This is a genomic window from Streptomyces sp. NPDC041135 (assembly GCF_055592085.1).
In genome coordinates this window covers 63,050-86,453 of sequence record NZ_JBVIYZ010000015.1, presented here as the reverse complement: position 1 = coordinate 86,453, position 23,404 = coordinate 63,050, and the positions used below count along the sequence as shown (strand labels likewise).

The window sequence follows — 23,404 nt, the reverse complement described above, 5'->3', positions numbered from 1 at the left end:
CGGCTGAGCCGATGGGTGCCGATCGCGTCTTCGCGTACGGCGCCGCCGCCGGCCTCCTCGGTGACCTGCTCCTCGGCGACCCCCGCCGCGGGCATCCGGTCGCCGTGTTCGGACGGGCGGCCGGCGCCGTGGAACGGGTGCTGTGGCGCGACCACCGCGGCCGGGGCGTGCTGCACACCGCCGTGTGCGCCGGTGGCGCCGTCGCCCTCGGTGTGCTGGCCGAACGCGCCGTACGCCGCTCCCCCGCCGCCTCCGTCGCCCTGACCGGCGCCGCCACCTGGGCCGTCGTCGGCGGCACCTCGCTCGCCCGGGAGGCCCGGGCCGTCGGACGCGCCCTGGAGGCGGGCGACCTGGCCGCCGCGCGGGCCCGGCTGCCGCACCTGTGCGGCCGCGACCCGCAGACCCTGGACGCCGACGGGATCGCCCGGGCGGTCGTGGAGTCCGTCGCCGAGAACACCTCCGACGCCGTCGTGGGCGCCCTGGTGTGGGGCGCCGCCGCCGGAGTGCCGGGGCTGCTGGGCTTCCGCGCGGTGAACACGCTCGACGCGATGGTCGGGCACCGCTCGCCCCGCTACCGGCGCTACGGCTGGGCCTCCGCCCGCCTCGACGACCTCGCCGGATGGCCCGGGGCCCGGCTGACCGCCGCCCTCGCCGCCCTCGCCGGGCCCGACCCGCGCGGCGCGCTGCGGGCCTGGAAGGCCGACGCGCACCGCCACCCCAGCCCCAACGCGGGCCCCGTGGAGGCCTCGTTCGCGGGAGCGCTCGGGGTGCGGCTGGGCGGCACGCTCTCCTACGCCGGGCGCGTCGAACACCGGCCCGTGCTCAACGGGGACGCCGGACGCGCCGTCCGGGTCACCGACGTCGACCGGGCCGTGCGGCTCTCGCGCCGTGTCCAGCTGCTCGCGCTCGGCGTCACGGCCGCCGCGCGCCTCCTCGGGAAAGGACGGTGCGGATGAGCGGCGGGCTCCTGGTCGCCGGCACCACCTCCGACGCCGGCAAGAGCGTCGTGACGGCCGGGATCTGCCGGTGGCTGGTGCGGCAGGGCGTGAAGGTCGCGCCGTTCAAGGCGCAGAACATGTCGCTGAACTCCTTCGTCACGCGGGAGGGCGCGGAGATCGGCCGGGCGCAGGCCATGCAGGCCCAGGCCTGCCGCATCGAGCCGACCGCGCGGATGAATCCCGTGCTGCTCAAGCCCGGTGGCGAACAGAGCAGCCAAGTGGTGCTGCTGGGCAGGCCGGTGGGCGAGCTGAGCGCCCGCGGCTACCACGGCGGGCGCCAGCAGCGGCTGCTGGGCACCGTGCTGGACTGCCTCGCCGAGCTGCGCGGCACCTACGACGCGGTGATCTGCGAGGGGGCCGGTTCGCCCTCGGAGATCAATCTGCGGCGCACCGACATCGTGAACATGGGGATCGCGCGGGGCGCCCGGCTGCCCGTGCTCGTGGTCGGCGACATCGACCGCGGCGGCGTCTTCGCCTCCTTCTTCGGCACCGTCGCGCTGCTCTCCCCCGAGGACCAGGAGCTGGTCGCCGGCTTCCTGGTCAACAAGTTCCGCGGTGACGTGTCGCTGCTGGAGCCGGGGCTGGACATGCTGCACGGGCTCACCGGACGGCGCACCTACGGCGTGCTGCCCTTCCGGCACGGCCTCGGGATCGACGAGGAGGACGGGCTGCGGGTCTCCCTGCGCGGGACCGTCCGGGAGTCCAGCACCGCCCCGCCCGTCGGTGAGGACGTGCTGCGGGTCGCCGTCTGCGCGATCCCGCTGATGTCCAACTTCACCGACGTCGACGCGCTGGCCGCCGAACCGGGCGTCGTGGTGCGGTTCGTGGACCGGCCGGAGGAGCTGGCCGACGCCGACCTCGTCGTCATCCCCGGCACCCGGGGGACCGTACGGGCCCTGAAGTGGCTGCGGGAGCGGGGGCTCGCGGCGGCCGTCGCGCGCCGGGCCGCCGAAGGACGGCCCGTACTCGGCGTCTGCGGGGGCTTCCAGATCCTCGGCGAGCACATCGAGGACGACGTGGAGAGCCGCCAGGGTCACGTCGAAGGGCTCGGCATCCTGCCCGTGCGGGTGCGGTTCGCCCGCGAGAAGACCCTCACCCGGCCCGTGGGCGAAGCCCTCGGCGAGCGGGTCGAGGGGTACGAGATCCACCACGGGGTCGCCGAGGTCGGCGGCGGCGAGGCGTTCCTGCGCGACGCCGGCGGACACCCCCTCGACGGCTGCCGCGTCGGGCAGACCTGGGGCACGCACTGGCACGGATCGCTGGAGTCGGACGGCTTCCGGCGCGCCTTCCTGCGCGAGGTGGCGGCCGCCGCGGGCCGCCGGTTCGTGCCGGCCCCGGACACCTCCTTCGCCGCGCTGCGCGAGGAGCAGCTGGACCGGCTCGGCGACCTGATCGAACAGCACGCGGACACCGACGCGCTCTGGCGGCTCATCGAGTCGGGCGCGCCGCAAGGACTGCCTTTCATTCCACCGGGAGCGCCCGCATGAGCACAGTGTTGTTGTTGTCCACCGCCGACACGGATCTGCTGGCGGCCCGGGCCTCCGGCGCCTCCTACCGCATCGCCAACCCGACCCGGGTGGACGTGGCACAGGAGCTGCCCGCCCTCCTGGAGGGCGCCGGCATCGCCGTCGTACGGCTGCTCGGCGGGAAGCGGGCCTGGGAGGACGGGCTGGCCCGGCTGAGGGCCTCCGGCGTCCCGACCGTCCTCCTGGGCGGCGAGAGCGTCCCGGACGCCGAGCTGATGGCCGAGTCGTCGGCGCCGGCCGGCGTCGTCGCGGAGGCGCTGCGGTACCTGGTCGAGGGCGGCCCGGAGAACCTGACCGAGCTGGCCCGGTTCCTGTCGGACACCGTGCTGCTGACGGGTGAGGGGTTCGTCGAGCCGCAGAAGATGCCCGAGTTCGGCGTGCACGGCGACCGGCCCGCCGTCGAGGGCCGCCCCACCGTCGGCGTGCTCTTCTACCGGGCCCACGAACTCAGCGGCAACACCGCCTTCGTGGACACCCTGTGCGACGCGATCGAGGCGCGCGGCGCCAACGCCCTGCCGGTGTACTGCGGTTCGCTGCGCGGCGCGGACACCGGGCTGTACGACATCCTCGGCCGCGCCGACGCCCTGGTCGCCACCGTGCTGGCCGCGGGCGGCACGCACGCCTCGCAGGCGTCGGCGGGCGGGGACGAGGAGGCGTGGGACATCGGTGCGCTGGCCGACCTGGACGTGCCGGTGCTGCAAGGGCTGTGCCTCACCTCGTCCCGGGCCGCCTGGGCGGAGTCGGACGCCGCCCTCTCCCCGATGGACGCGGCCATGCAGGTCGCCATCCCGGAGTTCGACGGACGGCTGATCACCGTGCCGTTCTCCTTCAAGGAGCAGGGGCCGGACGACGTCCCCGTGTACGTCGCCGACCCCGAGCGGGCCGCGCGGGTCGCCGGCATCGCCGTACGCCACGCCCGGCTGCGGCACAAGCCGAACGCCGAGAAGAAGCTCGCGCTCGTCTTCACCGCCTACCCGACCAAGCACTCCCGGGTCGGCAACGCCGTGGGACTGGACACGCCCGCCTCGGCGGTACGGGTGCTGGACGCGCTGCGGGAGGCCGGGTACTCCCTGACCGAGTACCCGGCGGGCGGCGACGAGCTGATCCACCGGCTCATCGCGGCCGGCGGCCACGACGTGGAGTGGCTGACCGAGGAGCAGCTGGCCGCCGCGCCCGCGCGCGTGCCGCTCGCCGACTACCGGGCGTGGTTCGACACGCTCGACCCGGCCCTGCGCGAGGGGATGCTGGAGGCCTGGGGCGAGCCGCCCGGCAGCCTCTACGTCGACGGCGACGACATCGTGCTCGCCTCCCTGCGGTTCGGGAACGTCGTCGTCATGATCCAGCCGCCGCGCGGCTTCGGGGAGAACCCGATCGCGATCTACCACGACCCCGACATGCCGCCCTCGCACCACTACCTGGCGGCCTACCGGTGGCTGGAGAACAGCTTCGGCGCCGACGCGATCGTGCACATGGGCAAGCACGGCACGATGGAGTGGCTGCCGGGCAAGGGACTCGGCCTCGGCGCCGGCTGCGCCCCCGACGCCGTGCTCGGCGAACTCCCCCTCGTCTACCCGTTCATCGTCAACGACCCCGGCGAGGGCACCCAGGCCAAGCGGCGCGGGCACGCCACGGTCGTCGACCACCTCGTGCCGCCGATGGCGCGGGCCGACACCTACGGCGACCTGGCCAAGCTGGAGCAGCTGCTCGACGAGTACGCGCTCGTCTCCGACCTGGACCCGGCCAAGGCACCGGCCGTACGCGCGCAGATCTGGACGCTGGTGAAGGCGGCCGAGCTGCACCACGACCTGCACGTGGACGACCAGCCCGACGACGAGGCGTTCGACGAGTTCGTCATGCACATCGACGGCTACCTGTGCGAGATCAAGGACGTCCAGATCCGCGACGGCCTGCACATCCTGGGCGGCGGCCCGGTGGGCGAGCCGCGGGTGAACCTGGTGCTGGCCGTGCTGCGCGCCTCCCAGGTGTGGGGCGGGCAGGCGAACGCGCTGCCCGGTCTGCGGGCCTCGCTCGCCGCCCACTTCGGGCTGGTGGAGAAGGAGCTGCTGGCCGAGCCGGGCGCGCCGCTGAAGGTGCCCGCGGAACTGACGGACCTGGTGGCGGGGCCGGGCCGGACGGCCGCCGACGCCGTCGACCTGCTGGAGCAGCTGTGCCGGCGGTTCGCGCAGGGCCTGGAGGAGCGCGGCTGGGCGGCGGCGGAGTGCGGCGCGCTGGTGCGCGAGGTGCTGGGCACGGAACTCGCCGACGCGCAGGCCGTGCTGGAGTTCGCCTGCACCGAGGTGGTGCCCCGGCTGGCCCGCACCGGCGACGAGATCGGTCACATCCTGCGGGCCCTGGACGGCGGTTACGTCCCCGCGGGCCCGTCGGGATCGCCGACGCGCGGTCTGGTCAACGTCCTGCCGACCGGCCGCAACTTCTACTCCGTCGACCCCAAGGCGATCCCCTCCCGGCTCAGCTGGGAGGTCGGGCAGTCGCTCGCGGACTCGCTGGTGCAGCGCTACCTCCAGGACACCGGCGGGTACCCGACGTCGGTCGGCCTGACGGTCTGGGGCACGTCCGCGATGCGCACCCAGGGCGACGACATCGCGGAGATCCTGGCGCTGCTGGGCTGCCGCCCGGTCTGGGACGACGCCTCGCGCCGGGTCACCGGCTTCGAGATCGTCCCGCCGGCCGAACTGGGCCGGCCGCGCATCGACGTCACGGTCCGCATCTCCGGGTTCTTCCGCGACGCCTTCCCGCACGTGGTGGGGCTCATCGACGACGCGGTGCGGGCGGTGGCCGAGCTGGACGAGCCGCCCGAGTCCAACTTCGTGAAGGCGCACGCCGACGCGGACACCGCCGAGCACGGCGACCGGCGCCGGGCCACGGCACGGGTCTTCGGCTCCAAGCCGGGCGCGTACGGCGCCGGTCTGCTGCCGCTGATCGACGCCCGCAACTGGCGCTCGGACGCGGACCTCGCCGAGGTGTACGCGGTGTGGGGCGGCTACGCCTACGGGCGCGGGCTGGACGGGCGGGCCGCCCGCGGCGACATGGAGACGGCGTTCCGGCGGATCGCGGTGGCGGCGAAGAACGTCGACACGCGCGAGCACGACCTGGTCGACGCGGACGACTACTTCCAGTACCACGGGGGCATGGTGGCCATGGTGCGGCACCTGACGGGCGCGAGCCCCGAGGCCTACGTCGGCGACTCCGCCGTCCCGGACCAGGTGAGGACCCGCACGCTCGGCGAGGAGACGCACCGGGTGTTCCGCGCCCGGGTGGTCAACCCGCGCTGGATGGCGGCGATGCGCCGGCACGGCTACAAGGGCGCCTTCGAGATGGCGGCGACCGTGGACTACCTGTTCGGCTACGACGCCACGGCCGGGGTCGTGGACGACTGGATGTACGAGAAGTTGTCGGCGGAGTACGTCTTCGACGCCGAGAACCGGGACTTCATGAAGCAGTCCAACCCGTGGGCGCTGCGCGGCATCACCGAGCGGCTGCTGGAGGCGGCCGACCGGGGCCTGTGGGCCGAGCCGGACGCGGACACCCTGGAACGGCTGCGGGAGACGTACCTGGAGCTGGAAGGCGACCTGGAGGGCGACGAGAAGTGACCACTCCCTTTCCGTTCACGGCCGTCGTCGGACAGGACGACCTGCGTCTGGCGCTGCTGCTCAACGCCGTGAGCCCCGCCGTCGGCGGGGTGCTGGTGCGCGGCGAGAAGGGCACCGCCAAGTCCACGGCGGTGCGCGCGCTCTCGGCGCTGCTGCCCCCGGTGGACGTGGTGACCGGCTGCCGCTTCTCCTGCGACCCCGCGGCGCCGGACCCGGCGTGCCCGGACGGGCCGCACGAGCCGGGAGCCTCCGGGTCGCGTCCGGCGCGCATGGTGGAGCTGCCGGTCGGCGCCTCCGAGGACCGGCTGGTCGGCGCCCTCGACATCGAACGGGCCCTCGCCGAGGGCGTGAAGGCCTTCGAGCCGGGGCTGCTGGCCGCCGCGCACCGCGGCATCCTCTACGTCGACGAGGTCAACCTGCTCCACGACCACCTGGTCGACCTGCTGCTCGACGCGGCCGCGATGGGCGCCTCCTACGTCGAGCGCGAGGGCGTCTCCGTACGGCACGCGGCGCGTTTCCTGCTGGTCGGCACGATGAACCCGGAGGAGGGCGAGCTGCGGCCGCAGCTGCTGGACCGGTTCGGGCTGACCGTCGAGGTGGCCGCGTCGCGGGAGCCGGAGCAGCGCGTGGAGGTCGTGCGGCGGCGGCTGGCGTACGACGACGACCCCGCCGCCTTCGCCGCCCGGTGGGCCGCGGAGGAGGGCGCCGTACGGGCGCGGATCACGGCGGCGCGGGAGCTGCTGCCGTCGGTGCGGCTGGGCGACGGGGCGCTGCGGCAGATCGCGGCGACCTGCGCGGCGTTCGAGGTGGACGGCATGCGGGCGGACATCGTGATGGCCCGGACCGCGACCGCGCTGGCCGCCTGGGCCGGGCGGACGGACGTGCTCGCCGAGGACGTGCGGCAGGCGGCGCTGCTGGCGCTGCCCCACCGCAGGCGGCGCAATCCCTTCGACGCGCCCGGGCTGGACGAGGACAAGCTGGACGAGACGCTGGAGCAGTTCGCCGGCTCCCCCGGCGACGACGACCCCGACCCCGACCCCGATCCCGACGGCCCAGACGGGCCGGAAGGCGGCGGTGGCGGACAGCCGCCGCGGGGCGGCGAGGGTCCGGCGGGCGGTGACGGCGCCGCACGCCCCGAGGCCGGCGCGGACGGGGAGCCGCGCGGCGCGGGAGCGGGCGAGCAGGCGCCGGTGGCGGCCGCCGAGCCGTTCCGCGCCAAGGCGCTGAGCGTGCCCGGCGTCGGCGAGGGCGCCGCGGGCCGGCGGTCCCGGGCGCGGACCGAGCACGGGCGGACCACCGGGGCCCGGCGCCCGCGCGGCGCGCTGACCAAGCTGCACCTGGCGGCGACCGTGCGGGCCGCCGCTCCGCACCAGCGGGCGCGGGGCCGGTCCGGGCCGGGTCTGGTGGTGCGCCGGGACGACCTGCGGCAGGCGGTCCGTGAGGGGCGCGAGGGCAACCTGGTGCTGTTCGTGGTGGACGCCTCCGGGTCGATGGCGGCGCGGCAGCGGATGAGCGCGGTGAAGGGCGCCGTGCTGTCGCTGCTGCTGGACGCCTATCAGCGGCGGGACAAGGTGGCCCTGGTGACCTTCCGCGGCGCGGACGCGCAGGTCGCCCTGCCGCCCACCTCCTCGGTGGACGCGGCGGCGGCCCGGCTGCAGTCGCTGCCCACCGGGGGCCGGACACCGCTGGCCGCCGGGCTGCTGCGCGCCCACGAGGTGCTGCGGGTGGAGCGGCTGCGGGACCCGGCGCGGCGGGCGCTGGTGGTGGTGGTGACCGACGGACGGGCCACCGGTGGCCCGGAGCCGGTCGCGCTGGCGGGGCGGGCGGCCCGGCTGCTGGCGGCCGGCTCGGTCGCCTCCGTGGTGGTGGACTGCGAGTCGGGACCCGTGCGGCTGGGGCTGGCCGGACGGCTCGCCCAGGACCTCGCGGGTACGGCGGTGACGCTCGGGGAACTGCGGGCGGACGCGATCGCCGGGCTGGTCAGGGATGTGCAGGGGACGTCGAGGAGGGCCGCGTAATGCCGCAGGGACAGCCGAGTGCCGTACCGGACGACGGGCTGACGACCCGGCAGCGCCGCAACCGGCCGCTGGTCGTCGTCCACACGGGCGTCGGCAAGGGCAAGTCGACCGCCGCGTTCGGGCTGGCGCTGCGCGCCTGGAACCAGGGGTGGCCGATCGGGGTGTTCCAGTTCGTCAAGTCGGCGAAGTGGAAGGTCGGCGAGGAGAACGCGCTGCGCGTGCTCGGCGCCTCCGGCGAGGGCGGCAGCGTCGACTGGCACAAGATGGGCGAGGGGTGGTCCTGGGTCCAGCGGGACCAGCAGCTGGACAACGAGGAGAAGGCCCGCGAGGGCTGGGAGCAGGTCAAGCGGGACCTGGCCGCCGAGACGTACCGGCTGTACGTGCTGGACGAGTTCGCCTACCCGATGCACTGGGGCTGGGTCGACACCGACGAGGTCGTGCGGGTGCTGCGCGACCGGCCCGGGACCCAGCACGTCGTGATCACCGGGCGGAACGCGCCCGCGGCGCTGGTGGAGTTCGCCGACCTCGTCACCGACATGTCCAAGGTGAAGCACCCGATGGACGCCGGGCAGAAGGGGCAGAGGGGCATCGAGTGGTGACCTCCGCCCCGGTGCCCCGGCTGGTCGTCGCCGCGCCGTCGTCCGGCAGCGGCAAGACCACCGTGGCCACGGGGCTGATGGCGGCGCTGACCGGGCGGGGGCTCGCCGTCTCCCCGCACAAGGTCGGGCCGGACTACATCGACCCCGGCTACCACGCGCTCGCCACCGGGCGGCCCGGGCGCAACCTCGACGCCTACCTGTGCGGGCCGGAGCTGGTCGCCCCGCTGTTCCTGCACGGGGCGCGCGGCTGCGACATCGCGGTCGTCGAGGGCGTGATGGGGCTGTACGACGGGGCCGCCGGGGAGGGTGAGCTGGCCTCCACCGCCCAGGTGGCGAAGCTGCTGCGGGCGCCGGTGGTGCTGGTGGTGGACGCGTCGTCGCAGTCGCGGTCGGTGGCGGCGCTGGTGCACGGCTTCGCGTCCTGGGACCCGGGGGTGCGGATCGGCGGCGTGATCCTGAACAAGGTGGCGTCGGACCGGCACGAGGAGCTGCTGCGGGAGGCGCTGGACGGCGCCGGGGTGCCCGTGCTGGGCGTGCTGCGGCGGGTCGCGCAGGTGGACGTGCCGTCGCGGCACCTGGGGCTGGTGCCGGCCGCCGAGCGGCGGGAGCAGGCGGTGGAGGCTGTGGCCGCGATGGCGGCGCAGGTCTCGGCCGGCTGCGACCTGGACGCGCTGGTCGCGCTGGCGCGCGGTGCGGGCGCGCTGCCGGACGACGCCTGGGACCCGGCCGGGGCGCTGGACCCGGCCGGGGCGGCGGGCGCCGGCCGCCCGGACCGGCCGGTGGTGGCGGTGGCCGGCGGGGAGGCGTTCACGTTCTCCTACGCCGAGCACACCGAGCTGCTGCGGGCCGCCGGTGCCGACGTCGTGCCCTTCGATCCGCTGCGCGACGAGCGGCTCCCGGAGGGGACGGCCGGGCTGGTGATCGGCGGCGGCTTCCCCGAGGTGTACGCCGCCGAGCTGTCCGCCAACGAGCCGCTGCGCACGGCCGTCGCCGCCCTGGCCCTGAGCGGCGCGCCGGTCGCCGCGGAGTGCGCCGGGCTGCTCTACCTGTGCCGGGAGCTGGACGGGCGGCCGATGTGCGGGGTGCTGGACGCCGCCGCCCGGATGACCGGGCGGCTGACCCTCGGCTACCGGGACGCCGTCGCCGTCGGCGACAGCGTGCTCGCGGCGGCCGGGACCCGGATGCGCGGGCACGAGTTCCACCGCACGGTGGTCGGGCCCGGCGCGGGAGCGGCGCCCGCCTGGGGCGTGCGCGCCCCCGAGCGGCGCGTCGAAGGTTTCGTGCAGCAGGGCGTGCACGCGAGTTATCTGCACACGCACTGGGCGTCCGAGCCCGGTGCGGCCCGTCGGTTCGTGGAGAGGTGCCGGACGTCATGAGCAGCAGGCTGATCGGAGTCGGGGTCGGTCCCGGGGACCCGGAGCTGGTGACCGTCAAGGGGGTCAACGCCCTGCGGGCGGCGGACGTCGTGGTCGTCCCGGTGATGGCCGCGGCCGACGGGACGGACGGCGGTGAGCGCGGGCGCGCGGAGGCGACCGTGCTGCACTACGTGCCCGCCGAGAAGGTGGTGCGGGTGGTGTTCGCGCTGAACGAGCGCAGCGACCGGGCGCGCCGCGAGGCCGCCTGGGACGTGGCCGGCGAGCGGGTGGCTCAGCTGCTGCGCGGCCGGGGGTGCGTCGCCTTCGCGACCATCGGCGACCCCAACGTGTACTCGACGTTCACCTATCTCGCGCAGACGATCGCCGGGCTGGTGCCGGGCGTGGTGGTGGAGACGGTGCCCGGGATCACCGCCATGCAGGACCTCGCCGCGCGCTCGGGGGCGGTCCTGACCGAGGGCACCGAACCGCTGACGCTGGTGCCGGTCACCGCGGGTTCGGCCGTGCTGAAGGAGGCCCTCGCCGGGCCGGGGACGGTCGTGGCCTACAAGTTCGGGCGGCAGGCCGCGGAGGTCGCCGAGGCGCTGCGGGAGACCGGGCGGCTCGGGGACGCGGTGTGGGGCTCGGCGCTCGGGCTGCCCGAGGAGTCGGTGCGCCCGGCCGCGGAACTGGCCGGTCAGCCGCTGCCGTACCTCTCCACGCTCATCGCGCCGCCGCGGCGCGAGGGCGGCCGGGGCGGCAAGCTGTGAACCGTCCCCCGCTGCGGACCCGGGCGGCCGTACGGCCGGTCCCGCGGTCAGCCGGAGAGGCCCACCAGCAGCCAGATCAGCGCCGCGCCGGCCACCGTGCACAGCACGGTCGAGCGGGCGGCGTGTTCGTGGTGGGCCTCGGGCAGGATCTCGGCGGCCGCGAGATAGAGCAGTACGCCGCCGAAGAGGGCGAGATAGCCGCCGAGCACCCCCTCCGGGATGGTGAACAGGGCGGTCGACAGGGCGCCCAGGACGGGTGCGCAGGCGTCCGCCACCAGCATGGCGACCGCTCGGCGGCGGGCGTTGCCGTAGAGGCTGGTGAGGGTGAAGGTGTTGAAGCCGTCGGCGAAGTCGTGGGCGATGACGGCCAGCGCCACGGTCGCGCCCATGCCGCCGCCCACCTGGAAGGCCGCGCCGATCGCCACGCCGTCCATGGCGCTGTGACCGACCATGGCGCCCGCCGCCGTGAGGCCCACCTCGGGCACCCGGTGGCCGTGCTCCTCACCGCCGTGGGCGGCCTGGCGGACGGCGAGCAGCCGTTCCACCAGATGGGCCAGCAGGAAACCGGTCACGAACAGCAGCAGGGCCGCCGGCACGCCGAACACCTCCTGGCCGGCCGCGCGCAGCGCCTCCGGCAGCAGGTCCAGGCCGACCACGCCCAGCATCAGACCGCCCGCCAGGCCCAGCACCAGGTGGCGACGGTCGGTCACGCGCTGTGCCGTCCAGCCGCCGGCCAGCGTCATCAGGAACGCGCCGAGCGCGACGAAGACCGCCATGGGCCCTTGCTATCCGATCGACCCCCGATCGCGCACATCCGGCCACGTACCAATCCGACCACACTGTGATATTTCGCATGAGAGGACCTCTTCCCATGGCCGATGCCCCCACCGGCAAGGTGACCTTCGTCGGGGCCGGCCCCGGCGCCGCCGACCTGCTGACGTTCCGGGCCGCGCGCGCCATCGCCGAAGCCGACGTGGTGATCTGGGCGGCCAGCCTGGTCCAGGCGGAGGTCCTCCAGCACGCGCGCGAGGACGCGGAGATCCTGGACTCGGCGGTGCTGTCCCTGGAGGACGTCGTGGCCGTCTACCGGCGGGCCCGCGCGGACGGCCTGCGGGTGGCCCGTATCCACTCCGGCGACCCGGCGCTGTGGGGCGGCACGCAGGAGCAGCTGGACCGGTGCGCCGAGATCGGCATCGCGACGGAGATCGTGCCCGGGGTGTCGTCCTTCTCCGCCGTCGCCGCCATCGCGCAGCGCGAGCTGACCGTCCCGGAGGTGGCGCAGTCGGTCGTGCTGACCCGGCTGGGCGGCGGCAAGACGCCGATGCCGCCCGGTGAGGAGGTGCGCGAGTTCGCCCGGCACGGCACCACCATGGCGGTCTTCCTGTCCGCCGCCCGCAGCGGCCAGCTGGTGCGGGAGCTGCTGGAGGGCGGCTACCCGGCCACCACCCCGGTCGTCGTCGCCCACCAGGTGACCTGGCCGGAGGAGCTGGTGGTGCGCTGCACCATCGGCACGCTGGAGGAGACGGTCAAGGAGCACAAGCTGTGGAAGCACACGCTGTTCCTGGTCGGCCCGGCCCTGGACGCCCACGGCACCCGCTCGCACCTGTACCACCCCGGCCACTTCCACGGCTTCCGCAAGGCCGACCCCGAGGCGCGCCGGGAGCTGCGCGAGCGCGGGGCGAGCACATGACCCCGGCGATCACGGTCGTCGGCACGGGCACGGGGGCGCCCTGTCCGCCGGACGTCCTGGCCGGGGCCCGGCTGGTCGTCGGCGGCCGGCGGCACCTGGACGCCGTACGGCTGCCGGAGGGTGCCCGGCAGGTGGTGCTCGGGCCGCTGGCGCCCGCCCTGGACACGGTCGGGGAGTACCTGGGCAAGGAGCTGCCGGTCGTGGTGCTGGCCTCCGGGGACCCGGGGTTCTTCGGGATCGTGCGGGCGCTGGCCGAGCGGTTCGGCCCCGGCCGGCTGGACGTGCGGCCCGGGGTGTCCTCCGTGGCCACCGCCTTCGCCCGGCTCGGGCTGCCCTGGGACGACGCGGTCGTGGTCAGCGCGCACGGGCGGGAGCTGCGTACGGCCGTCAACGTGTGCCGGGCGCACCCGAAGGTCGCCGTGCTGACCGGGCCCGGGGCGGGTCCGGCCGAGCTGGGCGCCGCGCTGCCCGGGGGGCGGGTGCTGGTGGTGGCGAGCGCGCTCGGCGATCCGCTGCGCGAGCGCGTGGAGCGGGTGACGCCCGCCGAGGCCGCGGCCCGCGACTGGGGGACGGCGGTGAGCGTCGTGCTCTGCCTGGACGAGCGGCGGGCGCTGGGCGGGCCGCGCACGGTCGCCGGGGTGCCCGGGCGGCCGGCGCGCTGGGCGCTGGCGGAGGACGAGTTCGCCCACCGCGACTCGATGATCACCAAGTTCGAGGTGCGGGCGCTGGCACTGGCCCGGCTCGGGCCGCGCCTGGGCGAGCTGGTGTGGGACGTCGGCGCGGGCTCGGGCTCGGTGGCGGTGGAGTGCGCCCGGCTGGGCGCCGCCGCCGTCGCCGTGGAGAAGAGCGCGGACGGCGTCGCGCGGGTCCGAGCCAACGCGGCCGCGCACGGCGTCGACGTGGACGTGGTCCACGGCACGGCACCGGACGCGCTGGCCGCCCTGCCCGACCCCGACGCCGTGTTCGTCGGCGGCGGGGGCCGCGAGCTGCCCGCCGTGGTCGCCGCGTGCGCGCGGCGGGCCCGGCGGACGGTGGTGGTCGCCGTGGCCGCCCTGGACCGGGTGCCGGTGGCGCGCGAGGCGCTCACGGCCGCCGGGTTCGACTGCGACGGCGTGCTGTTGCAGTCGTCGCGCCTGGCACCGCTGCCCGGCGACGTGACCCGCCTCGCGGCGGCCAATCCGGTTTTCCTGCTGTGGGGTGTGCGGCCCCCGGCGTCCGACGACATCGAAGGAGTTGCTCAGTGATCGGCCTGATTTCCGCCACCGCGGCGGGGGCGCTGGCGCGGGACCGGCTGGCGGCCGCGTGGCCGGAGCGCACGCGCGTGTACGAGGGCGACGTCAAGGACGCCGTCCGGCGGGCGTTCGCGGAGTGCGAGCAGCTGGTGTGCTTCCTGGCCACGGGGGCGGTGGTCCGGCTGGTCGCGCCGCTGCTGCGGGGCAAGGCGGCCGACCCGGGCGTGGTCTGCGTCGACGAGGCCGGACGGTTCGCCGTGTCGCTGCTGGGCGGGCACGGCGGCGGTGCCAACCGGCTCGCCCGCGAGACCGCCTCGGTGCTGGGCGCACAGCCCGTGGTGACGACCGCGACCGACGCGGCCGGGCTGCCCGGGCTCGACGACCTCGGGTTGCCCGCCGAGGGCGCCGTGGCGGCGGTCTCGCGGGCGCTGCTGGACGGCGAGGACGTCGTGCTGGAGGCCGAGGTGCCCTGGCCGCTGCCGCCCCTGCCGACGGTCCCCCCGGAGTCGGCGGCGCCCGGCGCGTACACCGTCCGGGTGACGGACCGGGCCGTCGCGCCCGGCGCCCGGGAGGTGCTGCTGCGGCCGCCGTCGCTGGTCGTCGGGGTCGGCTCGGCCACGGAGGTGCCCGCGGCGGAGGTGCTCGGCCTTATCGAGGACGCGCTGCGGGAGGCCGGTCTGTCGGCGGCGTCCGTCGCCGAACTCGCCACCGTCGACGCCAAGTCCGGCGAGCCCGGCATCGTCGCGGCCGCCGAACGGCTCGGGGTGCCCCTGGTGACGTACCCGGCGCAGGCGCTGGCCGCGGTCGCGGTGCCCCACCCCTCCGACGCGCCCCTCGCTGCGGTCGGCACCCCCTCGGTCGCCGAGGCCGCCGCCCTGCTGCGCGGCGGCGAACTCCTCGTGCCCAAGCGGAAGTCGGTACGGCGGGACGGGCGCCCGGCGATGGCGACCTGTGCCGTCGTCCGGCGGCCCGGGCGCGGCCGGCTCGCGGTGGTCGGGCTCGGTCCCGGCGCCCGGGACCTGCTGACCCCGCGCGCCGAGGCGGAGCTGCGGCGCGCCTCGGTGCTGGTCGGGCTGGACCAGTACGTCGACCAGATCCGCGATCTGCTGCGGCCCGGCACCCGGGTGCTGGAGTCCGGGCTCGGCGCGGAGGAGGAGCGGGCCCGCACGGCGGTCGCCGAGGCCCGCCGGGGACACGCGGTGGCGCTGATCGGCAGCGGCGACGCGGGGGTGTACGCCATGGCGTCGCCCGCGCTCGCCGAGGCCTCGGACGACATCGACGTGGTCGGCGTGCCGGGCGTCACCGCGGCGCTCGCGGCCGCGGCGGTGCTGGGCGCCCCGCTCGGCCACGACCACGTGTCGATCAGCCTGTCCGACCTGCACACACCGTGGGAGGTCATCGAACGCCGGGTACGCGCGGCCGCCGAGGCCGACCTCGTGGTCACCTTCTACAACCCCCGCTCGCGCGGCCGGGACTGGCAGCTGCCGAAGGCCCTGGCGATCCTCGCGGAGCACCGGGACCCGGCCACGCCGGTGGGCGTCGTACGCAACGCCTCGCGGCCGGACGAGTCGGGCCGGGTGACGGCCCTGGGCACGCTGGACCCGGCGACCGTCGACATGATGACGGTCGTCACCGTGGGCAACACCGCGACCCGGACCGTCGCCGGGCGCATGGTGACGCCGCGCGGCTATCGCTGGCAGCACGCCACGACGAACGGCTCCGCGGTGACGGACGGCTCCGCGGCGACCGGTGGTCCGGCCGCGGGACAGGAGGGCGGCCGGTGAACCGGGTGGTCCATCCCATCGAGCAGGAGTCCTTCCGGCGGCTGCGGTCCCGGCTGGACACCTCGCACTTCCCGCCGCTGACCCGGGCGGTGGTGGAGCGGGTCATCCACTCCGCCGCCGACCTGGACTACGCGGCCGACCTCGTCACGGACGAGGGCGACCTGACCCGGGCGCACGCGGCGCTGCACGCCGGGGCGCCGGTCGTGGTGGACGTCGAGATGGTCGCCGCGGGCATCACCCGGCGGGAGACCGTCTGCCGGCTGAAGGACGCCACCGCGGGCCCCGGGCTGACGCGTTCGGCGCACGCCGTCCGGCTCGCCTACGAGCAGGTCGGGCCCGGCGCCCTGTGGGTGATCGGCTGCGCGCCGACCGCCCTGGAGGAGCTGCTCACCCTGGACGCCTCCCCCGCGCTCGTCATCGGCCTGCCCGTCGGCTTCGTCGGCGCGGCCGAGTCCAAGGCCGCGCTGCGCGCGAGCGGACTGCCCGCCGTGAGCAACGTGTCCGAGAAGGGCGGGTCGGCGGTCGCCGCCGCCGCGCTCAACGCCCTGCTGTACCACCCCGTTCCACTTGAGGAGACATCGTGACCACCCCGCCGCCCGCTCTGCTCATCGCCGGCCACGGCACCCGTGACGAGGCCGGGGCCGAGGCGTTCCGGGACTTCGTGCGGCGCCTGGGCCACCGCCACCCCGAGCTGCCCGTCGCCGGCGGCTTCATCGAGCTGTCCCCGCCGCCGCTGGGCGAGGCCGTCGCCGAGCTGGTCGGCAGGGGCGTACGCCGGTTCGCCGCGGTGCCGCTGATGCTGGTGTCGGCCGGGCACGCCAAGGGCGACATCCCGGCGGCGCTGGCCCGGGAGAAGGAGCGGCACACCGGCATCTCCTACACCTACGGCCGGCCGCTGGGCCCGCACCCGGCGCTGCTGAAGGTGCTGGAGCGGCGCCTGGACGAGGCGCTGGGCGGCGCGGCGCAGGCCCCCGGGGACCGGGCGGACGTCACCGTGCTGCTGGTCGGCCGCGGCTCCACCGACCCGGACGCCAACGCCGAGGTCTACAAGGCGGCCCGGCTGCTGTGGGAGGGGCGCGGCTACGCCGGGGTGGAGACGGCGTTCGTGTCGCTGGCGGCGCCGGACGTGCCCAGCGGGCTGGACCGGTGCGCCCGGCTGGGCGCGCGGCGGATCGTCGTCCTGCCGTACTTCCTGTTCACCGGCGTGCTGCCGGACCGGGTGCGGCAGCAGACCGGGGACTGGGCGGCCGCGCACCCGGAGGTGGAGGTGCGGTCGGCGGACGTCATCGGACCCGAGCCGGAGCTGCTGGACCTGGTGATGGAGCGCTACCGCGAGGCCGTCGGGGGCGATGTGCGGATGAACTGCGACTCGTGCGTGTACCGCATAGCGATGCCGGGCTTCGAGGACAAGGTGGGTCTGCCGCAGCAGCCGCACTTCCACCCGGACGACGACGGCCACCACCACGGGCACGGTCACGGGCACGGTCACGGGCACGGAGGGCACACCCACAGCCATGCGCACTGAGAGCACCGCGGCCGGCGCGGGCCGCGCGGGCACCGGTGGCGGCGGCGGTGACACCGGGCACGACCTGCGTCATCACGGGGACGCCGAGGTGCGCGACGGCGGGGCCGGGCTGGTCGACCTCGCCGTCAACGTCCGGGCCGGCACGCCGCCGCCCTGGCTGCGCGAGGAGATCGCCGCCTCCCTGTCGTCCCTCGCGGCCTACCCGGACGGGCGGGCCGCGCGGGCGGCGGTGGCGGCGCGGCACGGGCTGCCGGTGGACCGGGTCCTGCTGACCGCGGGGGCCGCCGAGGCGTTCGTGCTGCTGGCCCGGGCGCTGGCGGTGCGCCGCCCGGTGGTGGTGCACCCGCAGTTCACCGAGCCCGAGGCGGCCCTGCGGGACGCGGGGCACACGGTGGGCCGGGTGCTGCTGCGGGCCGAGGACGGCTTCCGGCTCGATCCGGCGGCCGTGCCCGGGGACGCGGACCTGGTGGTGATCGGCAACCCGACGAATCCGACGTCGGTGCTGCACCCGGCCGGGGTGATCGCCGCGCTCGCCCGTCCCGGGCGCACGCTGGTGGTCGACGAGGCGTTCATGGACGCGGTCCCGGGTGAGCGGGAGGCGCTGGCCGGGCGTACCGACCTGCCCGGTCTGGTCGTGCTGCGCAGCCTGACCAAGACGTGGGGGCTGGCCGGGCTGCGCATCGGGTACGTGCTGGCCGCCCCGGAGGTCGTCGGCGCGCTGGAGCGGGCCCAGCCGCTGTGGCCGGTGTCGACGCCCGCGCTGGCCGCCGCGCGCGCGTGCGTGGCACCCCGGGCGCTGGCCGAGGCCGGGCACGCGGCGCACCGGATCGCCGCGGACCGGGCCCACCTGGTGGCGCGGCTGCGCGCCCTCGGCGAGCGCGGCGTGCGCGTGGTGGAGCCCGCCGAGGGGCCGTTCGTCCTGATCCGGGTGGAGGGCGCCGCCGCGGTACGACGGCGCCTGCGCGACCTCGGTCACGCCGTGCGCCGGGGGGACACGTTCCCGGGGCTCGGCGAGGAGTGGCTGCGGGTGGCGGTGCGGGACCGGGACACGGCGGACGGGTTCCTGCGGGCCCTCGCCGTGGCACTCGACCCGGCGACGACGACGTCAACGGCCTGAGCCGGTGCGCCCTGGGGCGGTCGCCGAGGCACCGGGGGTGCCGTCAGCTCTCGCGGCGGCGGGCCACGGCGACCGCTCCCCCGCCGGTCAGCAGCAGCGCGAGCGCGCCGCCCGCCCTGCGGGTGAAGGGTCAGGCAAGGTGGGTCACTTCCATCGCGGAGTTCCCGCACGCCTCTGCGATTCACCGAGCACAGGCGTTCCCTCCGGCCGCCCCGTCCGCCGCCTCCCGGCGGCTACCCCACGACCCGCCCCCTGAGCACCACCCGGCGCGGCGCCGCCAGCACCCGTACGTCCGCGCGCGGGTCGGTCTCGTAGACCACCAGGTCCGCCGGGGCGCCCTCCTCGAGGCCGGGGCGGCCCAGCCAGGCGCGGGCGGCCCAGGTCGCCGCCGACAGCGCCTCGGCCGGCGGAATGCCCGCGGTGACCAGTTCCGCGACCTCGGCGGCGACCAGGCCGTGGGCGAGCGAGCCGCCGGCGTCGGTGCCGACGTACACCGGGATGCCGGCGTCGTAGGCGCCGCGGACGGTGTCGTAGCGCCGCTCGTGCAGCCGGCGCATGTGGGCCGACCAGCGCGGGTACTTGCTCTCGCCGCCGTCCGCGAGCCGCGGGAAGGTGGCGATGTTGACGAGGGTGGGCACGATCGCCACGCCGCGCTCCGCGAACAGCGGGATCAGATCCTCCGTCAGACCAGTGGCGTGTTCGACGCAGTCGATGCCCGCCTCGACCAGGTCGCGCAGGGAGCTCTCGGCGAAGCAGTGCGCGGTGACGCGGGCGCCCAGGCGGTGGGCCTCGGCGATGGCCGCCTCGACCGCCTCGCGCGGCCAGCAGGCCGACAGGTCGCCGAGGTCGCGGTCGATCCAGTCGCCGACCAGTTTCACCCAGCCGTCGCCGCGGCGGGCCTCCCGGGCGACGAACTCGACCAGCTGGTCCGGCTCGATCTCGTGGGCGTAGTCGCGGATGTAGCGGCGGGTGCGGGCGATGTGGCGTCCGGCGCGGATGATCTTCGGCAGGTCGGCGCGCTCGTCGATCCAGTGGGTGTCGACGGGCGAGCCCGCGTCGCGGATCAGCAGGGTGCCGGCGTCCCGGTCGGTCAGCGCCTGCTTCTCGGCCACGTCCGGGCCGACCGGGCCGTGCGCGCCGAGGCCCACGTGGCAGTGGGCGTCGACCAGGCCGGGCAGCGCCCAGCCCTCGACGGTCCGGACGTCGCGGGCGCCGGCGGGACGCTCGTAGCAGACGCGGCCGCCGATCACCCACAGGTCGTCGCGGACGTCGTCGGCGCCCGGTCCGACGAGAATCCGTCCCTTCACGTGCAGCACCGAGTGATCGCTCATGTACGGCACCCTAAAGGCTGCCCCGCGGTACCCGGAGGGCGGTCACCCGCCGGTCCCGGCCGGCCGGTCCGGGCCGTCCTCCCCGTCCTCCTCCACCCGGGCCATCGCCGGGTCGAGCAGGCGGGCCAGGAAGTGGCGGGTGCGTTCGTGCCGGGGAGCGCCGATGACCTGGCCGGGAGTGCCGTCCTCGACGATCACACCGCCGTCCATGAAGACCACCCGGTCGGCGACCTCACGGGCGAAGGACATCTCGTGGGTGACGACCATCATGGTCATGCCCTCGTCGGCGAGCATCCGCATGACCGCCAGGACGTCGCCGACCAGCTCGGGGTCGAGGGCCGAGGTCGGCTCGTCGAAGAGCATCACCTCCGGGCCCATGGCCAGGGCGCGCGCGATGGCCACCCGCTGCTGCTGGCCGCCGGAGAGGGAGGCGGGGTAGGCGTCCGCCTTCTCGGCGAGGCCCACCCGGAGCAGGTTCTGCGCGGCCACCTCGGCGGCGGCCGCCTTGTCCCGGCGCAGCACCCGCCGCTGCGGCAGGGTGAGGTTCTCGGTCACGGTCAGGTGCGGGAACAGGTTGAACTGCTGGAACACCATGCCGATACGGCGGCGTGCGGCGTCGATGTCGACGTCCGGGTCGGTGAGTTCGGTGCCGCCGACGACGACCCGGCCCGCGCCGGGTTCCTCGAGCAGGTTCACGCAGCGCAGCAGGGTGGACTTGCCGGAGCCGGAGGGGCCGATGACGCAGACCACCTCGCCCTGGCCGATCTCCAGGTCGACGCCGCGCAGGACGTGGTTGTCGCCGAAGGACTTGTGCAGCCCCTGGACGCTGATCTCGCTGCGGCTCACCGGATCTCCTCCTGGGCCTTGGCCTCCATGCGGCGCACGACGAAGCCGAGCGGGACGGTGACCAGCAGGTAGCACAGTCCGGCGACGAGGATCGGCGTGGAGTTGGCGGTCGTGCTGGCCAGGTCGCGGCCGAACTTGGACAGGTCCCGCTCCTCCAGGGTGACGCCGAGGAGCAGCACCAGGGAGGAGTCCTTGAACAGGATGACCAGTTCGTTGGTCAGCGGCGGCAGGATGATCCGCACCGCCTGCGGGATGACGACGGAGACCATGGCGCGGGCGGGCGAGAAGCCCAGCGAACGGGCCGCCTCCATCTGTCCCTTGGGCACCGCCTGGATGCCGGCGCGGAACGTCTCGGCCATGTAGGCGGCGCCCACCAGGCCGAGCGCGAGGGCGGCCTTGCCGTAGGTGCCGCCGACGATCTCCGTGCCGGGGAAGGCCAGGGGGACGGCCACGGCGATGAACACGAAGATCAGCAGGGCCGGGAGGCCGCGGAAGATCTCGATGTAGAGGCCGGCCAGCCACCGGTAGGGGCCGACGGAGGACAGCCGCATCAGGGCGATGAGCAGGCCGAGGGCCAGGCCGACGGCGAACCCGGACGCCGTGTACAGCACGGTGTTCTTCAGCGCGAGGGTGATCACGTCCGGGAACATCTGCCGGGCGATGTCGCCTTGCGCGAACTGGTTCCGCAACCGGCCCCAGTCGGCCGTGAAGCCGACGGCGATCAGGGCCGCGACGAAGACGGCGTACTGGATGCCCCGGGACAGCCGGCGCCGCTGCCGCCGGGTCATCCCCTTCTTCTTCGGCCTCGGTTCTGCGGTGGTGTCGGTCATGGGGTTCAGGATGCGGCCGGGGAGGCGGCGGAGGCGTCGTACGGGCCGATCCACTGCTCGTACAGCTTCTTGTAGGTGCCGTCGGCCTTCGCCGAGGTGATCGCCTTGTCGATGGCCTCGCGCAGGGCGGTGTTGCCCTTCTTCACCGTGAAGCCGTACTGCTCGCCGGTCTTGAGGTTGTCGACGACCTGGAAGGCGCCGGCGTTGGCCTTGTCCTTCAGCCAGCCCTGCACGACCGGGTAGTCGATGATGACGGCCTGGACCTGGCCGGTGCGCAGGCCGTTGAGGACGGCGTCGGAGGATTCGAAGGAGACCGGGTCGTAGCCCTTGCTCCGGGCGTAGTCCTCGCCGGTGGTCTGCGCCTGCGCGCCGAGCTTCCTGCCCTTGGCCTTGACGTCGGCGAGCGAGCCGATGCCGCTCTTCCTGTCGACGAGGACGGCCTGGGTGGCCTCGAAGTACGGGACGGAGAAGTCGACGTTCTTCTTGCGCTCGTCGGTGATCGTCATACCGGCGGCGGCGAGGTCGCAGGCGCCGGAGTTGAGGAAGGCGCCGGTCTTGAAGTTCTCGAACGGCGTGTCGAGGATCTGCTGCCGGACGCCGAGGTCCTTGGCGACGAGGTCGATGAGGGAGACGTCGAAGCCCTGCACCTTGCCGTCGATCTCCGACTGGAACGGCGGGTAGGGCAGGTGGGTGCAGGTGGTCAGCTGCCCGGCCTTGACGAGGTGGACCCCCTTCACGGTGGTCTTGCCGCTCCCCCCGTCGTCCGACGAGGTGCAGCCGGCCACGGCGAGGGCGAGCCCGGCGGTCACGGTGGTGGCGGCCAGGAGGCGGGTCCGGCGGCCGAGGAGCGTGTGCATGGGGGGTCTCCTAGGGTAAGCTATGGGTTCCGATTATAAGGAAATGTTTGGGTCTCTCAAAACAAACCGATGGCTTCGGGCCCGTCCGGCCTAAGAAGTCGGCGGTCGAAGAGGGTCCGAGGGGCGGGAGTTACGCTCGTCACCGTCGATCTCCCCCGGGTCCTGGCGGACCCCTCGTGAGCGAAGAGAGCAGCGCTGTGACCCACCCCTTCCTCGATCTGCCCCCGCTGACCGCCGAGCGCTTCGCCGCCGTCGAGGACCGGGTGGCCCGGCTGCTGGACACCCGGCACGACGTCCTGGTCACCCAGGGCGAGGCGCTGCTGCCGCTGGAGGGCGCGATCCGGGCGGCGGCCGGGCCGGGGACGACCGCGCTGAACGTGATCACGGGGCCGTACGGGCAGACCTTCGGCGGCTGGCTGCGGGACTGCGGCGCGACCGTCCACGACCTGGCGGTGCCCTACCACACGGCCGTGACGGCGGCGCAGATCCGGGAGGCCTTCGCCGAGCACCCGGAGATCGACTTCGTCTCCCTGGTGCACGCGGAGGCCGCGACCGGCAACACCAACCCGGTGGCCGGGATCGGCGAGGCGGTACGGGAGCAGGGCGCGCTGTTCTACCTGGACGCCGTCGCCTCCGTGGGCGCCGAGCCGGTGCTGCCGGACGCCTGGGGCGTGGACCTGTGCGTGATCGGGGCGCAGAAGGCGATGGGCGGGCCGGCCGGGGTGTCGGCGGTGTCGGTGAGCGAGCGGGCCTGGGCCCGGATGGCGGCCAACCCGCACGCCCCGCGCCGCTCCTACCTCTCCCTGCTGGACTGGAAGGAGCGCTGGATCGACGGCGGCCGCCGGGCGCTGCCGCACGCCCCGGCCCAGCTGGAGATGCTGGCGCTGGAGGCGTGTCTGGAGCGGATCGAGGCGGCGGGCCTGGACGCGGTGATGGCCCGGCACCGCCGTGCCGCGCACGCCACCCGGGCCGGGGCCCTGGCCCTGGGCGGGGGCCTGGAGCCGTACGTGACCGACGCGAAGGACGCGGCGCCGGTCGCGACGACGCTGCGGGTGCCGTCCGGGGTGGTGGCGTCGGAGCTGGTGGCCCGCGCGCTGGAGAGCGACCCGGCGCTGCCGCTGGCCGCGGGCGGCGGGGCCCTGGCGAAGGAGATGGTCCGGGTCAACCACTACGGCGCCGACGCCACGCCGGCCGCGGTGCGGGCGAGCCTGGCGGCGCTCGGCGCGGCGCTGGCCGAGCGGGGGCTGCCGGTGGACGTGGCCGCGGCCCACCGGGCGGCCGACGAGGCCGGTGCGGGCGCGGGCGGCTGAGAGCCGGG

19 protein-coding genes are annotated in these 23,404 nt (G+C 75.5%); 14 read left to right on the top strand and 5 right to left on the bottom strand.

Features of this window, described 5'->3' with window-relative positions; translation table 11 throughout:
* Positions 1 to 11 precede the first annotated feature (11 nt).
* The 7 genes from ACZ6CZ_RS27930 to cobI are packed head-to-tail and all read left to right on the top strand — an operon-like array spanning position 12 to position 10,874.
* Positions 12 to 956, top strand: coding sequence for a cobalamin biosynthesis protein (locus ACZ6CZ_RS27930; RefSeq protein WP_469026481.1), 945 nt, complete (start codon positions 12 to 14; stop codon positions 954 to 956).
* Entirely contained in the window at positions 953 to 2,485 is a 1,533-nt protein-coding gene (locus ACZ6CZ_RS27925) for a cobyric acid synthase (protein ID WP_469026479.1), read from the top strand. Before ACZ6CZ_RS27930 ends, ACZ6CZ_RS27925 begins: the two co-directional genes overlap by 4 nt.
* Positions 2,482 to 6,135: a cobaltochelatase subunit CobN gene (gene cobN, locus ACZ6CZ_RS27920; RefSeq protein WP_469026476.1), complete on the top strand. Its 3,654-nt coding sequence runs from the start codon at positions 2,482 to 2,484 to the stop codon at positions 6,133 to 6,135. Before ACZ6CZ_RS27925 ends, cobN begins: the two co-directional genes overlap by 4 nt.
* Positions 6,132 to 8,153 (top strand): putative cobaltochelatase, encoded by a 2,022-nt coding sequence (locus ACZ6CZ_RS27915; RefSeq protein ID WP_469026474.1) that lies wholly within the window; start codon positions 6,132 to 6,134, stop codon positions 8,151 to 8,153. Before cobN ends, ACZ6CZ_RS27915 begins: the two co-directional genes overlap by 4 nt.
* The gene (gene cobO / locus ACZ6CZ_RS27910) at positions 8,153 to 8,752 is read left to right on the top strand and encodes a cob(I)yrinic acid a,c-diamide adenosyltransferase (protein WP_469026471.1); all 600 of its coding nucleotides are present in this window, start codon (positions 8,153 to 8,155) and stop codon (positions 8,750 to 8,752) included. The genes ACZ6CZ_RS27915 and cobO overlap by 1 nt, the downstream gene beginning before the upstream one ends.
* Positions 8,746 to 10,128: a cobyrinate a,c-diamide synthase gene (locus tag ACZ6CZ_RS27905; RefSeq protein ID WP_469026469.1), complete on the top strand. Its 1,383-nt coding sequence runs from the start codon at positions 8,746 to 8,748 to the stop codon at positions 10,126 to 10,128. Before cobO ends, ACZ6CZ_RS27905 begins: the two co-directional genes overlap by 7 nt.
* Entirely contained in the window at positions 10,125 to 10,874 is a 750-nt protein-coding gene (cobI, locus tag ACZ6CZ_RS27900; RefSeq protein ID WP_469026467.1) for a precorrin-2 C(20)-methyltransferase, read from the top strand. The genes ACZ6CZ_RS27905 and cobI overlap by 4 nt, the downstream gene beginning before the upstream one ends.
* Before the next feature lie 47 nt (positions 10,875 to 10,921).
* On the opposite strand, the gene ACZ6CZ_RS27895 is transcribed toward cobI, so the two are convergent.
* The gene (locus ACZ6CZ_RS27895; protein WP_469026464.1) at positions 10,922 to 11,650 is read right to left on the bottom strand and encodes a ZIP family metal transporter; all 729 of its coding nucleotides are present in this window, start codon (positions 11,648 to 11,650) and stop codon (positions 10,922 to 10,924) included.
* Between the two features lie 95 nt (positions 11,651 to 11,745).
* Between ACZ6CZ_RS27895 and cobM the strand changes: the two genes are divergently transcribed.
* The 6 genes from cobM to cobC are packed head-to-tail and all read left to right on the top strand — an operon-like array spanning position 11,746 to position 18,222.
* Complete coding sequence (cobM, locus tag ACZ6CZ_RS27890) at positions 11,746 to 12,564, top strand: precorrin-4 C(11)-methyltransferase (protein ID WP_469026462.1); 819 nt, start codon at positions 11,746 to 11,748, stop codon at positions 12,562 to 12,564.
* On the top strand, positions 12,561 to 13,808 hold the full coding sequence (cbiE, locus tag ACZ6CZ_RS27885) for a precorrin-6y C5,15-methyltransferase (decarboxylating) subunit CbiE (protein ID WP_469026459.1): 1,248 nt from the start codon (positions 12,561 to 12,563) through the stop codon (positions 13,806 to 13,808). The genes cobM and cbiE overlap by 4 nt, the downstream gene beginning before the upstream one ends.
* A complete protein-coding gene (gene cobJ / locus ACZ6CZ_RS27880; RefSeq protein WP_469026456.1) occupies positions 13,805 to 15,580 on the top strand; it encodes a precorrin-3B C(17)-methyltransferase in 1,776 nt (591 codons plus the stop codon). Before cbiE ends, cobJ begins: the two co-directional genes overlap by 4 nt.
* Complete coding sequence (locus tag ACZ6CZ_RS27875; protein ID WP_469026453.1) at positions 15,577 to 16,164, top strand: precorrin-8X methylmutase; 588 nt, start codon at positions 15,577 to 15,579, stop codon at positions 16,162 to 16,164. The genes cobJ and ACZ6CZ_RS27875 overlap by 4 nt, the downstream gene beginning before the upstream one ends.
* Positions 16,161 to 17,105 (top strand): sirohydrochlorin chelatase, encoded by a 945-nt coding sequence (locus ACZ6CZ_RS27870; RefSeq protein ID WP_469026450.1) that lies wholly within the window; start codon positions 16,161 to 16,163, stop codon positions 17,103 to 17,105. Before ACZ6CZ_RS27875 ends, ACZ6CZ_RS27870 begins: the two co-directional genes overlap by 4 nt.
* Positions 17,095 to 18,222, top strand: a complete 1,128-nt coding sequence (cobC, locus tag ACZ6CZ_RS27865; RefSeq protein WP_469026447.1) for an Rv2231c family pyridoxal phosphate-dependent protein CobC — start codon at positions 17,095 to 17,097, stop codon at positions 18,220 to 18,222. The genes ACZ6CZ_RS27870 and cobC overlap by 11 nt, the downstream gene beginning before the upstream one ends.
* A 233-nt stretch (positions 18,223 to 18,455) precedes the next feature.
* Here cobC and ACZ6CZ_RS27860 read toward each other — a convergent pair whose 3' ends face one another.
* From ACZ6CZ_RS27860 to ACZ6CZ_RS27845, 4 genes are read right to left on the bottom strand one after another with little or no spacing between them, the layout of a single operon-like run.
* Positions 18,456 to 19,553 carry an amidohydrolase family protein gene (locus ACZ6CZ_RS27860; protein WP_469026444.1) on the bottom strand — a complete coding sequence of 366 codons (1,098 nt, stop codon included), beginning with the start codon at positions 19,551 to 19,553 and terminating at the stop codon, positions 18,456 to 18,458.
* Positions 19,554 to 19,595: 42 nt separating this feature from the next.
* A complete protein-coding gene (locus ACZ6CZ_RS27855) occupies positions 19,596 to 20,399 on the bottom strand; it encodes an amino acid ABC transporter ATP-binding protein (RefSeq protein WP_469026442.1) in 804 nt (267 codons plus the stop codon).
* A complete protein-coding gene (locus ACZ6CZ_RS27850) occupies positions 20,396 to 21,229 on the bottom strand; it encodes an amino acid ABC transporter permease (protein ID WP_469026439.1) in 834 nt (277 codons plus the stop codon). Before ACZ6CZ_RS27850 ends, ACZ6CZ_RS27855 begins: the two co-directional genes overlap by 4 nt.
* A 5-nt stretch (positions 21,230 to 21,234) precedes the next feature.
* Entirely contained in the window at positions 21,235 to 22,086 is an 852-nt protein-coding gene (locus tag ACZ6CZ_RS27845; RefSeq protein WP_469026436.1) for a transporter substrate-binding domain-containing protein, read from the bottom strand.
* Between the two features lie 197 nt (positions 22,087 to 22,283).
* Between ACZ6CZ_RS27845 and ACZ6CZ_RS27840 the strand changes: the two genes are divergently transcribed.
* Entirely contained in the window at positions 22,284 to 23,396 is a 1,113-nt protein-coding gene (locus tag ACZ6CZ_RS27840; protein WP_469026627.1) for a pyridoxal-phosphate-dependent aminotransferase family protein, read from the top strand.
* Positions 23,397 to 23,404 lie beyond the last annotated feature (8 nt).

Coding starts and splice junctions, on each gene's coding strand:
- cobC (WP_469026447.1), top strand. CDS start 17,095: ATGCGCACTGAGAGCACCGCGGCCGGCGCGGGCCGCGCGGGCACCGGT.
- cobI (WP_469026467.1), top strand. CDS start 10,125: ATGAGCAGCAGGCTGATCGGAGTCGGGGTCGGTCCCGGGGACCCGGAG.
- ACZ6CZ_RS27850 (WP_469026439.1), bottom strand. CDS start 21,229: ATGACCGACACCACCGCAGAACCGAGGCCGAAGAAGAAGGGGATGACC.
- cbiE (WP_469026459.1), top strand. CDS start 12,561: ATGACCCCGGCGATCACGGTCGTCGGCACGGGCACGGGGGCGCCCTGT.
- ACZ6CZ_RS27845 (WP_469026436.1), bottom strand. CDS start 22,086: ATGCACACGCTCCTCGGCCGCCGGACCCGCCTCCTGGCCGCCACCACC.
- cobM (WP_469026462.1), top strand. CDS start 11,746: ATGGCCGATGCCCCCACCGGCAAGGTGACCTTCGTCGGGGCCGGCCCC.
- ACZ6CZ_RS27860 (WP_469026444.1), bottom strand. CDS start 19,553: ATGAGCGATCACTCGGTGCTGCACGTGAAGGGACGGATTCTCGTCGGA.
- ACZ6CZ_RS27930 (WP_469026481.1), top strand. CDS start 12: ATGGGTGCCGATCGCGTCTTCGCGTACGGCGCCGCCGCCGGCCTCCTC.
- ACZ6CZ_RS27895 (WP_469026464.1), bottom strand. CDS start 11,650: ATGGCGGTCTTCGTCGCGCTCGGCGCGTTCCTGATGACGCTGGCCGGC.
- cobN (WP_469026476.1), top strand. CDS start 2,482: ATGAGCACAGTGTTGTTGTTGTCCACCGCCGACACGGATCTGCTGGCG.
- cobO (WP_469026471.1), top strand. CDS start 8,153: ATGCCGCAGGGACAGCCGAGTGCCGTACCGGACGACGGGCTGACGACC.
- ACZ6CZ_RS27925 (WP_469026479.1), top strand. CDS start 953: ATGAGCGGCGGGCTCCTGGTCGCCGGCACCACCTCCGACGCCGGCAAG.